The sequence below is a fragment of the Methylobacterium sp. 391_Methyba4 genome, from assembly GCF_029691625.1.
GTDB lineage: Bacteria > Pseudomonadota > Alphaproteobacteria > Rhizobiales > Beijerinckiaceae > Methylobacterium > Methylobacterium fujisawaense.
The window spans coordinates 408,858-420,883 of sequence record NZ_CP121475.1 but is presented as its reverse complement, the minus strand read 5'-3'; the positions used below and the strand labels follow the sequence as shown (position 1 = coordinate 420,883).

The following is a 12,026-nucleotide window of genomic DNA, read 5'->3' as shown; positions in this document are numbered from 1 at the left end:
TCCGCCTCACCTCGGGAAATCCAAGATGTTCAAGTTGCCGAGACCGGCCGCGCTCGCGGCGGTCCTGCCGCTCGCCGGCTGCATGCCCGCCGCCGTTCCCGCCGGGCTCGTCCTGCCCTCGGAGCCGGACATCCCGGTCCGGCCGCCCCGCTACGCGAAGGTGACGCAGGGCGTGAAGGATTTCGGCGTCGTCGACCCAAAGGATTGGCGCGAGCTCAATCGCCAGGTCGCGCCGAAGGCCGGGTCCGGCGGTACGGGGGGCATGCCGGGCATGGACGGGATGCCCGGCATGGGCGGCAAGCGCGATTCGGGGGGCCGGTGATGGCCCGTCGCTGTAACCAAACGGGCGGCGGCGCCGGACTACCGGGCATGAGTGGCACGACGACCGCGCCGGGACACGCCGGTACGAGCGCGCGACCGCCGGACGAGGCCGTCCGGGGGCGGTTCGTGCGCGTGGCCGCGAGCATCACCGGCCTCGGCCTCGCCTTGGCAGGCTGCGCGAGCTTCTCGCCGGACGCGGGCCTCTCCGTGGCCGGCGGCTACGCGGCGCTTGAACTGCGCAAGGACATCGTGAAGGCGGACGACCAGGGCGTCGCGCCGAGCGCGGACGCCCGCGTGGACGCGTTGCTGCGCCGTCCCTTGACCGCCGACGGCGCGGTGCAGGTCGCGCTCCTGAGGAACCGGGGCTTGCAGGCCGCCTTCAACGACCTCGGCGTCTCCGAGGCGCAGTACGTGCAGGCCACGCTGCCGCCCTCGCCGCGCCTCTCGATCACGCAATGGGGATTGGGTTTCAACACGGAGATCGAGCGCTCCGTCGCCGCCAGCGTGCTGGAGTTGGCTACGCTCCCGGTGCGCGCCGAGATCGCGCGGCAGCGGTTCACGGCCGACCAGTACAACGCGGCGGAGCAGGTCCTGCGGCTCGGGGGCGAGGCGCGCCGGCAATTCTACCGTACCGTCGCGGCCAACCAGGCGACCGCCTTCCTCGAACAGGCGCTGGCCGGCGCGGAATCCGCCTCGACGCTGGCCAAGCAGCTGGGCGAGACGGGGGCTCTGAACAAGCTGGAACAGGCGCGCGAGCACGCCTTCTACAGCGAGTTGGGCGCGCAGCTCGCTAAGGCGCGGGTGCAGCAACGCGCCGAACGGGAGCGGCTGACCCGACTGCTCGGTCTCTGGGGGCGGGACATCGATTTCCGCCTGCCCAACGGCCTGCCGCCCCTGCCCGGGAGGCTCGTCGACGGGCACGCCATCGAGGCCGAGGCGATGATCAAGCGGGCCGACGTGCAGGCAGCCCGCTTCGAGCTGCAATCGCTCGTGGGGCAGTTCGGGCTGAACCAGGCCAGCGGCTTCGTCAGCGTCTTCGATGCGGGCTTCGCGAACCGGTTCTCGCGGTCGAGGACCGCGGGGGGCGAGGGCGGTGCCCCGAAGGTCGACAAGGCCAGCCTGAACGGGTTCTCGGCGGATCTCGTCATCCCGATCTACGACTTCGGGGCCACCGCTGTCCGGGGGGCGCAGGAAAGCTACCTCGCCAGCGCCAACCGCCTCGCCGAGCGCGCGGTCAACGCCCGCTCCGAGGTGCGCGAGGCTTACCAGCGCTATCGCGGCCAGTACGACATCACTCGGCATTACCAGACGAGCGTCCTGCCCCTGCGGCGGACGATCCAGGACCAGGCGCTGCTCCAGTACAGCGGCATGCTGCTGGACGTCACGACGCTGATCGTCGACGCCCGGGCCAGGATCCTGAGCAACATCCAGGCGATCGAGGCGCAGCGCGACTTCTGGATCGCGGCGACCGACCTCAAGGCGGCGACCGTCGGCGGCGGGTTCTCGGGGGGCAACTTCGGCGGCGAGGCCGCCGGGGGCACCCCGGGCACGAGCCTCGCCGTCGCGACGCCCGGCGGCTGAGGTCGGGGGCCCGCGCCGCCCATGACATTCGGAGGGAAACCATGACCGACATCTCGCGCAGAGGGATCCTGGGAGCGGGCGGCCTCGTGCTCGCCGGCACGTCGATGATCAGCGGGCGCGTCCAGGCCGCGGGCCTGCCCGAGGCCCCGATCATGGACAAGGCGACCATGCAGCCGCCGCTCTATCCGACGAGCGGGCCGGACTACCAGCCGGTGGTGACGCTCAACGGCTGGACGCTGCCGTGGCGCATGCGCGGCGACTGGAAGGAGTTCCACCTCATCGCCGAGCCGGTCGTGCGCGAGATGGCGCCCGGCATGGACGCGCGGCTCTGGGGCTACAACGGCCAGTCGCCGGGACCGACCATCGAGGCGGTCGAGGGCGACAAGGTCCGCATCTTCGTCACCAACCGCCTGCCGGAGGCGACCGCCGTGCACTGGCACGGGCAGACGCTGCCCAACGGCATGGACGGGGTCGCCGGCCTGACCCAACCCGGCATCCCGCCGGGCAAGACGTTCGTCTACGAGTTCATCCTCCGGCGCTCCGGCACCTTCATGTACCACCCGCACTCGGACGAGATGGTCCAGATGGCGATGGGCATGATGGGCTTCTTCGTCGTGCATCCGCGCGACCCCGCCGAGCGGCGGGTCGACCGCGACTTCGTCTGGCTGCTGAACGCCTACGACATCGAGGCCGGGTCCTATGTGCCCAAGGTCAACACGATGCTCAACATGAACATGTGGTGCTTCAACAGCCGGGTGTGGCCGGGCATCGATCCGATGGTCGCGCGCCAGGGCGACAAGGTCCGGATGCGCTTCGGCAACCTGACCATGACCAACCACCCGATCCACGTCCACGGCGTCGACTTCAAGGTCACCGGCACGGACGGCGGCTGGATCAACGAAAACTATCAGTTGCCGGAGGTGTCGGTCGACGTCGCGGTCGGGCAGATGCGGGCCATCGAGTTCAACGCCGACAACCCGGGCGACTGGGCGATCCACTGCCACAAGTCGCACCACACCATGAACGCCATGGGCCACAACGTGCGGACCTACATCGGCGTGAACCTGAAGAGCACGGCCAAGCAGATCCAGAAGATCGCCCCAGGTTACATGCCGATGGGTTCGACGGGCGGTGGCATGATGTCCGAGATGGAGATGCCGCTGCCCGAGAACACGCTGCCCATGATGACCGGCGCGGGCCCGTTCGGGTCGGTCGAGATGGGCGGGATGTTCACGGTCCTGAAGGTCCGTCCGGGACTGGCGGCCGGCGATTACCGCGACCCCGGTTGGTACAGGCATCCGGAAGGCACCCTCGCATACGAGTGGACCGGCGAGCCGATGCCGGAGCCGGCCCGCGCCCCGGACACCCCGAAGGCCCGGCGCGCCCGGCAGACCGACCTGCGGGTCGTCGATCCGCGGACGCGCCGCACGGCCTCGAACGCGGGCGGCCACGAGCACTAGGCGGACGCCCACAACGCGCCAGACGGCCTGCCGGAATCGCCACGAGCGAGGCAGGCGAACCCGTTCGGAACGGGAGCGATCCCGTCCGAAGTCCGCCGCGCCGGTCGCCGATCCCCTCAACGGCGCCGGCGTGGCGGTTCAATCGACCTGAGGAGAAGAAACCATGAGAAGCAAGTTCCCGCTCGCCGTCCTTTCGGCGGCCTTCCTGGCGATCGCGGCGCCTGCATGGGCGCAGTCCGTGAAGGGGACGGTGACGAAGGTAGACCCGGCCGCGGGCAAGGTCACGCTCGACCACGCGGCGATCCCGAAGCTCGACATGGATGCGATGACGATGGCGTACCCCGTCAAGGATCCCGCGATGCTCAAGGATCTGAAGGCCGGCGACAAGGTCGATTTCGACGTCGCGGAGGCCGGCGGCGCGTACACCGTCACGAAGATCCAGAAGACGAAGTAGCGCCCTGGAGGGAAGCCCCGTGCGGCTTCCGCCCGGTCCCGCGCGAGGGCTTCGGAGCCCTGAGATGGAGCAACCATGCGACGCCTGATCCTGTCCACCGCGCTCGCGGCCGCGCTCGTCGGCCCGATCCCGCAGCACGCCGGCGCGCAGCCCGCCAAGGGCGCGCCCGCAGCCCTGGAGCGGGCGCGCGAAACGATGTCGAACCGTTTCCGGGACACGAAGCTGACCGGCGACCCGGACCGGGACTTCGCGGAGCTGCTGATCGCCAGCTACGAGGAGACGTTGTTCCTGGCCAAGACGCAGCTCGACTACGGCGGAGACCGGCAGCTGCGCGAGCTCGCGCAGAAGATCCAGGACGAGCAGCAGGCCAAGATCGACGCCCTGAAGCAGTGGCAGGTCCGCAGCCGCGAGGCCGGCTACCGGCCGCAGCCGAACCAGACGCCGTCGGGCGAGGGACCGTTGGACCGTCGAGCGAAGGGCGACCCGGCCCAGGGTCAGCCGGAAACGCCCCCCGCGGAGAAGGCGGCCCCGCAGCCGGCTCCGCAGGCGACGCCGTCGAACGCCCCGCTCGTCGCCGGAACCGTCAAGAAGGTCGACGACGCCGCGGGCAAGGTGACCCTCGACCACGAGACCATCCCGAACATCGGGATGGACGCGATGACGATGGCCTACAAGGTCCAGGACCCGGCCATGCTCAAGGGCCTGAGGCCCGGCGAGCGGGTGCGGTTCTCGGCCGACCGCGTGAACGGTTCGATCGCCGTCACCCGCATCCAGAAAGCCAAGTAGTGGGATACGGCCGGAACGTCCCACGCCCGGCGGCACCTCGCGCCCTGGGCGTCCTCCTCGGCCTCGCCGCCGTTGCCGGCGCCGGGGCGGCCGCGGCGGAGGGCACCACGGGACCATCCGCGACGGCCACGGCCCCCGGGAACGCCAAGGCCCGCGGTCGCACCGCCTATGGCGAACTCCTCATGCGGGAGGCGACGGCACGCGGGGTCCCGCCCGCGCTCGCCGAGGCGGTCGCGTTCGTCGAGAGCGGCTACGACGCCGGGGCGGTCGGAACGGTCGGCGAACTCGGGTTGATGCAGGTCCGGCCGGCCACGGCGGCGATGCTCGGTCATCGCGGGCCGGCCGCGGAACTTCTCGACCCTGCCACGAACATCCGCTTCGGCGTCGCCTACCTCGCACGGGCCTGGAGCCTCGCGGGCGGCGATGTCTGCCGTGCCCTGGCCAAGTATCGTGCCGGCCACGGCGAGGAGCGCATGACGCCGCACTCCGTCGATTACTGCCGGCGCGCCCACGACCGGCTGGCCGCCATGGGGTCGCCGCTCGCGGCGGTCGCGGCGACGGCCGGTCCCGGCATCCCGCGGACATCCGCATCGAAAACCCGCGCGGCGCCGACGGCCGTCATGTTCCTCGCGAACCGGTTCTGGGCCGCGCACGTCGCGCGCGTCCGGGCCGTCGAGATCCGGACCGCCCGGATCATGGAGGGCGGCTGATGCGGCCCGAATGGGCGGCGCTCCCGCCGCTCCCCTGGGTGCGCCGGAAGGCGCCGGTCACCCGTGCGCGTCGACGCATGGCCGCCCTGGTGCGCCGGCGGCGAATGGAGGGAGGCTCGGCATGACGTTCAAGCCTTACCCGCACGCGCGCGGCGACGGCTCCCTCGGCGATGGCTTGGCGATGCTGCGCGCCAGGGTGGCCCGGCGCATCGCCCTGGGCCCCTACTCCAGGCGGGTCTCGATAGGTTTTGGGCGGAACCTGTCGGTCGCCATCGAACCGCCGGTCGCCAAAATCCCGGTGCGATTGCGCGACTTCCGGCCGGACGACCTCGCGGCCCTCTTCCCCTCCGGCGGCGACGAGGCGGCGAAACGCGAACGCGATGACGTCGAGTGGCGATTGCGTGCCGCCGCGCACGGCGTCCTGCCGAGCCGCTGCTACGTGCTCGAAGAGGTCAGGTCGGGCCGCCCGTGCCACGTCCAGTGGCTCACCGACCCGGGTTACGGCGACGCGGTCCGTCGGTCCGGGGCCCTGCCGGTTCTGGCAGCCGACGAGGCCATGCTGGAGAACGCCTTCACGCCGAAGGGCTTCCGCGGCCTGGGCGTCATGGCCGCCGCCGTGTACCTGATCGCCGAACGCGCCCGGTCACTGGGCAAGGGACACTTGGTGGCCTTCGTCGACGCCGACAACGCCGCCTCCCTCAAGGCGGTCGAACGGGCGGGCTTCAGACCCTGTTCGATCCGCACGAGACGCCAGTTCGCCTTCGGGACGTTCCGAACCGTCCGATTCGAACCGCGGGCGGGGGCCGTGGGTCGCGGCGCGCGCGCCACGCCGCGGGACGAGGGCTACGGCGCTCACCCAGGGGACGGCATCCAGTCGGAGGTGGACGCACGAGAGGCGGAGCCGCCGGATGCCGACTGAGCCCATCAATCACGCCGGGCCGCGAAGCGCGCCCTCCCCTCCCGGACATTCGGACCGATCCGCCCCGTGACGGCAATCGAAGCCATCCACGCACTCGCCCACAGGCTCACGGGCCTCGACTACCCACACGGCCACTGGTGGATCGTCGCCGATGCCCTCCTCGTCTTCGTCGTGGCGCCTGTGTGGACCGCGTGGCTCGTCGGCCGCGCCGCGCTGCGCCGCCGTCGGCGGACGGCGGATGCTGTCGCCGCGGCGGGAGCCACCGATGCCCTGCGGGACGCCCCGTCCCGTGGCCGTCGGCATCGCGGCTTCGCGCTCCGGCCGGGACGGCGCCTGGAGGCATACGTCCTGGGTGCCACGGCGGGCATCCAGGTCCGCTTGGTCTTCCTGTCTCTCGCCACGCTGCCGGCCGCATGGCTGACCCTTGAGATACCCAAGCACATCGTCAACCACACGCTCGACGACGCGCGGGGCGACGGGCATCCCGGCATGACGTTCCTGGGACTCCCCCTCGGCCGCACGGAACTCCTGTTCGCCCTGTGCGCCGGCTACCTCGCCGTCCTCACCGTGAACGGCCTCCTGAAGTACGCGGCGAACCGGGTCCGCGGACGCGTCAACGAGCGGGTCGTGCGACGCCTGCGCCTGGCCGTCCTGCGGCGCGCGCGGACGGAGCGCTCGGTCGAACGCCGCACGACGCTCTCCGCCGTGGCGGTCCAGGAAGTCGAGCCCATCGGCTACTTCGGCGGCAGCCTCGTCGCGGTCCCCATCGTGCAGGGGGGCGTGCTGGTCACGAGCGTCGCCTTCCTCCTGCTCCAGGACGTCGCCCTTGCCTTCGCCGCGCTGATCATGCTGCCGGTGCAGCTTACGGTCCTGCCGCGCCTCCAAAGGCGTCTGAACGCGAAGGTCCGGCAGCGCGTCCTCGCCACGCGGACGCTGGGCGCCCTCGTCACCACGCCCGAGGTCGCCGGGCGTCCGGGCCTCGCCCCTTCCGCGGCGGAGCGCGATGCATCCGCCTCGTCGTTGCGGCGCCACATGGCGCACGTCGAGGAGCTTGAGCGGCTCCGCGTCGCCATCAACGACATGAAGGGCGGCATCAAGAGCCTGTACAATTACACGTCCAACCTCACGCCGTTCTTCTTCTTCCTGATCGGCGGCTATCTCGTCGTGCAAGGCCGCCTCACGCTCGGCGCCCTGGTGGCGGCGCTCGCGGCCTACAAGGAGATCGCGCCCGCCCTCAGGGAGCTGTTCGATTTCGCCCAGGATTGGTCGGACGCGGCGGCGCGCTTCGCCGAGGTCACGCGGGCCGTCGACCTTCCGGCTGCCGTTCAGCCAGGCATCACGAGGTCGGTTTCGGCACGGGAGGCGGCCTAGCCGACGGGCGCCCAACCTGTGCCGTTCCCCGACCGCGGCCTCCCCCCGCTCCGCCTCCCGGGGCCCGCACCATACGAGGTCCTGGCGCGGCCGCCCCCGGTAGCGAAGGCGACCGCGGCCCTCGGGGCTCCACCGTCGGTGCTTCCGGCCACGGCGACGTCGCGTGCCCTAAGGCCGTCCGGCGCGGCTCGGCCGGCGGCGATGCGAGCACGCTCCGGATCACGCCGGCGTTCGAGCCGAGCGAAGCGGTCGCGGGGCCGGGTCGGTCGCGGCGTCCAGACTCATCCGGGTGCGCCGACGTGCCTCGACGGAACTAGGAGTGGGGCGATGAGGATCGGGGAGGTGGCACGCGCCTGCGGGATCTCGCCCAAGATGATCCGCTACTACGTGCGGACGGGCCTGATCCCGACACCGACCCGGTCGGTGTCGGGCCTTCGGGTTTACGCCGAGGACGAGGTGCGCAGGCTGCGGTTCGTGCACGCGCGGCATCCGTCGATAGTCGCGCCGCCGCTGGCTGCCATGGGGCGCGCGTGCGCCACGTTCACAATCCTACGATTCTGGGCAGGTTTCTGGCTGCTGCGCCGGCAGTGTTTTTGTCCTTAGCGCGCCAGACTGGGACGCTTTGCATCAGGCGACCCGCACGGCGTTCGGATGGGTTTGCGCAAGCCGACCTCGGTTTTGGCGCAGCGCCGCTCACCGGGTGGGCGTGATGGAGCTAAACAGTATGGCTGCTCAGCCCTTGCAGCAGCTCGCCGGTTCATTTCGTTCCTGAGCTTCCTGGATCGGCGGGCACGGGACATCGCCGTACGAGCAGAATACACAGCAATCGCCCTTCTTCGGGCGGAGCAGAGTGCCGCAGCCAGGGCATTCGTAGAAGAACTGGCAGGCGTCGGTCGGCATCGTTTCCGAAGCCCGGTGCCCACAATGCGGACAGGTCAGGATCGAGATCAGCTTCATCAGGCTGTCCGTAGCATCTTGATCAGGGCGGGCTCAAAGTAGCTCCCGGCCGCAGCGGCGGCGATGAACAGCGTGGCGAGGCTGAGAAGCACCAGGGGGGCGGATGACCGACGCGGAGCTGGGCATGATCCATCCGGCCCGCAAGCAGCCCGTCGCCGCCGCGCGTAGAAGAACCAGCCGGCGATGACCGCCAGGACGCTGACGAGCATCAGCGGCGTGCGAAGAGAGGCGAGCACGCCGAGGACCGTGAAGACCCCAGCACCGATCCCGAGGCCGCCCAAGACTATGGGCAGCACGCAGCACGACGAGGCCGCCAGGGCACCGAGCCCCGTGATGGCGCCGAGCGCAGCGATGCTGCCAACGCTGACCGCGGCCGGTTCGTGGACGGGTCGTTCGGCAGGCGGTGTCTGATCGAGGGTCATGTCTCGTATCCATCGTGATCCTCGGCTACCCTGCATCCTGTAGCCACTACAGGATCAAGGGCGATCTTCATGGGTACGGCTAAGGGGGCGCGAAGCGGGGCCCTGACCATCGGTCAATTGTCGCTGCGGACCGGCGTCAACATCGAGAACATCCGGTACTTCGAGAAGGTCGGCCTACTCCCTTCGCCCCCGCGCACCGAGGGTGGCCATCGGTCCTACGGCGTCGAGCACGAGCGCACCCTGGCCTTCATCCGTCGCGGACGCGAACTTGGCTTCACGCCGAACGAGGTTCGGGCGCTGCTCGAACTGCGTCGGCCTGGTAAGGCAACCTGCCGCGAGGGACAGGGGATCGCGAGGCACCACCTTGACCGGGTGCGTGCGAAGATCGCGGACCTGTCAAGGCTCGAACGTCTCCTGGCCGAAACCATCGAGCAGTGCCCCGGTGGGGCGGCTCCTGGATGCCCGGTGCTCGATATGATCGACCCCGCCGAGTGAGCTTCGGAGCACCCATCCGACGCCTGCATCCTCGGTAGACCCACAGGCCCCCACCGTCGGTCCGCTCCGGCCGCGAACCAGAGCGGTTACAGGAAGCGGTCCTGGCATTCGGTTGCTTCAAACCTCGAATGTTCGGAAGTCCCAATCACGGCTGAGCCCGGCCCTCCCGAAATATCATGTCGTCTTCCTGATCGAATGTCGACGACGATGCGCTCCGGGGCCGGGCTCCCTGCTTCGCTTCCGGCCTTGTGGGACGCCGGCTCCGGGTAGCGCGGTGGCCCTCATCCTCGCAGCAGGCATGGTCCGAGAGGACCTCGATGACACGGCACTCGCCGACCCGGCCTTGGCCGCACGCGTCGGTCATGCGGGCGAGCTCGCCCTTCAGGGCCATGAGCCGCTCGATGCGGCGCTCGACCTCGGCCATGTGACGCCGGGCGATCTTGTCGACCTCGGCGCAGGAGCGGTCGGGCTGGGCGGCCAGCGCCAGTAACTCACGGATGGCGTCCACCTCGAAGCCGAGCTCGCGCGCGTGGCGGATGAAGGCCAGGCGCTCGATGTCAGCCCGCCCATAGCGGCGGCGGCCGCCTTCCGTCCGCGGCGGCGGCGGCATCAAGTCGGCCGTCTCGTAGTAGCGGATGGTCGTGGCGAGCACGCCGGTACGCCGCGACAGCTCGCCTATCGACAGCTCCATTTTTCCGCTTGCTCCTCTAGTCGCTGGAGGAAGTAGGCAGTCGTCCACGACTTGGAAAGGAGGCGTCATGGCCAAGGAGTGCTGCGGCTCGACCGTTGGCTGTCAGGCATCGAGGGCGGAACGTGCGCATCCGGCGGCGCCGCCGCAGCTCGTCGCGGGGGGCGATTGCGGCACGGGGGATGCCTGCGGCTGCTCTGGGGGCGTGCCCGTCTTCGACGGGGTCGACCCGCGCTACAAGCGCGTGCTGTGGACGGTCATCGCCGTCAACGGCGCCATGTTCCTGACCGAGATGGCCGCCGGGCACCTTGCCGGCTCGCAGGCGCTCCAGGCCGACGCCCTCGACTTCCTGGGCGACACGGTCACCTACGGCCTGAGCCTCGCGGTCATCGGAGCGTCCCTCAGGGCTCGGGCCACGGCGGCGCTCGCCAAGGGGCTGTCCCTCAGCGTGATGGCAGTCTGGGTCTTTGGCTCGACTGCCTACCACGTCCTGGTGCTCGGGGTGCCCAAGGCCGAGGTCATGGGCGTCATCGGGCTGATGGCCCTGGCAGCCAACCTCGGCTCGGTACTGCTGCTGCGCCCCTACAAGGACGGCGACGCCAACGTGCGCTCGGTCTGGCTGTGCTCGCGCAACGACGCCATCGGCAACGTCGTGGTGATGGTGGCTGCGCTCGGTGTCTGGGGTTCCGCGTCGGCCTGGCCCGACCTCGCCGTCGCGGCGGTGATGGCCGGCATCTTCCTGACCTCGTCGGTGCAGATCCTGCGGCAGGCCTGGGCGGAGTATCGCGAAGGCGCCGTCACGACGCGAACCGCGGCGTCCGGATAAGGCGCGCACCGATCCGCGTACAGACCAAGACGGATACAGGGACGACCATGACATCACACGACGCACGCGCAGGACATGATCACGGATCGCATGACCACGACGGCGAGGCGGGTCACGACCATGCCGGGCATTCCCATGGGCCAGGGCACAGCCATGCCCCCGCAAGCTTCGGGACGGCATTCGCCATCGGCATCGCGCTCAACGTCGGCTTCGTGGCCGTCGAGGCGACCTACGGGGTCCTGGCGAACTCGGTGGCCCTGCTCGCCGATGCCGGCCACAACCTCTCGGACGTGCTCGGCCTCATCGTGGCCTGGATCGCGACGGTGCTGGCCAGGCGGGCCCCGAGCGCGCGGTTTACCTATGGGATGAAGGCCTCGTCGATCCTGGCGGCCCTTTTCAACGCCGTGTTCCTGCTGGTCGCCGTCGGCGCCATCGCGTGGGAGGCGATCCAGAGGTTCGGTGAGCCCGTCCCGGTCGCAGGCAAGACCGTGATGGTCGTGGCCGCAATCGGCATCCTGGTGAACGGCATCACCGCGTGGCTGTTCGCCTCCGGGGCCAAGGGCGACATCAACATCCGCGGGGCGTTCCTGCACATGGCGGCCGACGCCGCCGTCTCGGCCGGGGTGGTCATCGCCGGCCTCGTCATCCTCTACACCGGATGGACGTGGCTCGATCCGGTGGTGAGCCTCGCCATCGTGGCCGTCATCGTCTGGAGCACGTGGGGGCTCCTGCGAGACAGTCTTACGCTGTCCCTCGCCGCCGTCCCGCCGGGCATCGACCCGGTCGCCGTACGCCGCCACCTCGAAGGGCTGCCCGGCGTCGCGGCCCTGCACGACCTGCACATCTGGGCGATGAGCACCACGGACACCTGCCTCACGGCGCACCTCCTCATGCCCGGCGGCCGTCCCGACGACGCCTTCCTGATGGAGGCGGCCACCGGCATCAGGGAGCGGTTCGGCATCGGCCACACGACCCTCCAGTTGGAGACGAGCGAGGCCACCGCCTGCGCCCTGGCTCCGGACCACGTGGTCTGAGC

At 70.4% G+C, this 12,026-nt stretch carries 15 protein-coding genes; 12 read left to right on the top strand and 3 right to left on the bottom strand.

The annotated features are described in order from the left end of the window. The first annotated feature begins 25 nt into the window (after window positions 1-25). The 9 genes from P9K36_RS02030 to P9K36_RS01990 all read left to right on the top strand — a co-directional run bounded on the left by P9K36_RS02030 (window position 26) and on the right by P9K36_RS01990 (window position 8,205). The gene (locus P9K36_RS02030) at window positions 26-322 is read left to right on the top strand and encodes a hypothetical protein (protein ID WP_007564146.1); all 297 of its coding nucleotides are present in this window, start codon (window positions 26-28) and stop codon (window positions 320-322) included. Between the two features lie 47 nt (window positions 323-369). Further along, on the top strand, window positions 370-1,902 hold the full coding sequence (locus P9K36_RS02025; RefSeq protein ID WP_007564144.1) for a TolC family protein: 1,533 nt from the start codon (window positions 370-372) through the stop codon (window positions 1,900-1,902). 41 nt (window positions 1,903-1,943) lie between these two features. Further along, on the top strand, window positions 1,944-3,362 hold the full coding sequence (locus P9K36_RS02020; RefSeq protein ID WP_043380886.1) for a copper oxidase: 1,419 nt from the start codon (window positions 1,944-1,946) through the stop codon (window positions 3,360-3,362). Between the two features lie 163 nt (window positions 3,363-3,525). Then, window positions 3,526-3,816 (top strand): copper-binding protein, encoded by a 291-nt coding sequence (locus P9K36_RS02015; protein WP_007563975.1) that lies wholly within the window; start codon window positions 3,526-3,528, stop codon window positions 3,814-3,816. Window positions 3,817-3,891: 75 nt separating this feature from the next. Continuing rightward, complete coding sequence (locus P9K36_RS02010) at window positions 3,892-4,602, top strand: copper-binding protein (RefSeq protein ID WP_007563973.1); 711 nt, start codon at window positions 3,892-3,894, stop codon at window positions 4,600-4,602. Further along, window positions 4,602-5,312 (top strand): transglycosylase SLT domain-containing protein, encoded by a 711-nt coding sequence (locus P9K36_RS02005; protein WP_007563971.1) that lies wholly within the window; start codon window positions 4,602-4,604, stop codon window positions 5,310-5,312. The genes P9K36_RS02010 and P9K36_RS02005 overlap by 1 nt, the downstream gene beginning before the upstream one ends. A 121-nt stretch (window positions 5,313-5,433) precedes the next feature. Next, window positions 5,434-6,231, top strand: coding sequence for a GNAT family protein (locus P9K36_RS02000; protein WP_007563967.1), 798 nt, complete (start codon window positions 5,434-5,436; stop codon window positions 6,229-6,231). Between the two features lie 66 nt (window positions 6,232-6,297). Further along, entirely contained in the window at window positions 6,298-7,602 is a 1,305-nt protein-coding gene (locus P9K36_RS01995) for a multidrug ABC transporter ATPase (RefSeq protein ID WP_278306504.1), read from the top strand. A 372-nt stretch (window positions 7,603-7,974) separates the two neighbouring features. After that, the gene (locus P9K36_RS01990; protein ID WP_230364969.1) at window positions 7,975-8,205 is read left to right on the top strand and encodes a MerR family transcriptional regulator; all 231 of its coding nucleotides are present in this window, start codon (window positions 7,975-7,977) and stop codon (window positions 8,203-8,205) included. Window positions 8,206-8,334: 129 nt separating this feature from the next. Here the strand turns inward: P9K36_RS01990 and P9K36_RS01985 are convergent, their stop codons facing one another. Together P9K36_RS01985 and P9K36_RS01980 are read right to left on the bottom strand one after the other, a co-directional pair. After that, the gene (locus P9K36_RS01985) at window positions 8,335-8,559 is read right to left on the bottom strand and encodes a GDCCVxC domain-containing (seleno)protein (protein ID WP_007563961.1); all 225 of its coding nucleotides are present in this window, start codon (window positions 8,557-8,559) and stop codon (window positions 8,335-8,337) included. Next, window positions 8,559-8,981 (bottom strand): hypothetical protein, encoded by a 423-nt coding sequence (locus P9K36_RS01980; protein ID WP_007563959.1) that lies wholly within the window; start codon window positions 8,979-8,981, stop codon window positions 8,559-8,561. The genes P9K36_RS01985 and P9K36_RS01980 overlap by 1 nt, the downstream gene beginning before the upstream one ends. Before the next feature lie 69 nt (window positions 8,982-9,050). Here P9K36_RS01980 and P9K36_RS01975 point away from each other — a divergent pair, with 69 nt between their 5' ends. Further along, the gene (locus P9K36_RS01975) at window positions 9,051-9,476 is read left to right on the top strand and encodes a helix-turn-helix domain-containing protein (RefSeq protein WP_007563956.1); all 426 of its coding nucleotides are present in this window, start codon (window positions 9,051-9,053) and stop codon (window positions 9,474-9,476) included. A gap of 145 nt (window positions 9,477-9,621) precedes the next feature. On the opposite strand, the gene P9K36_RS01970 is transcribed toward P9K36_RS01975, so the two are convergent. After that, window positions 9,622-10,167, bottom strand: coding sequence for a helix-turn-helix domain-containing protein (locus P9K36_RS01970; protein WP_007563954.1), 546 nt, complete (start codon window positions 10,165-10,167; stop codon window positions 9,622-9,624). 67 nt (window positions 10,168-10,234) lie between these two features. Here P9K36_RS01970 and P9K36_RS01965 point away from each other — a divergent pair, with 67 nt between their 5' ends. Further along, complete coding sequence (locus P9K36_RS01965; RefSeq protein ID WP_043380901.1) at window positions 10,235-10,990, top strand: cation transporter; 756 nt, start codon at window positions 10,235-10,237, stop codon at window positions 10,988-10,990. 47 nt (window positions 10,991-11,037) lie between these two features. Continuing rightward, on the top strand, window positions 11,038-12,024 hold the full coding sequence (locus P9K36_RS01960; protein ID WP_278306502.1) for a cation diffusion facilitator family transporter: 987 nt from the start codon (window positions 11,038-11,040) through the stop codon (window positions 12,022-12,024). Window positions 12,025-12,026 lie beyond the last annotated feature (2 nt).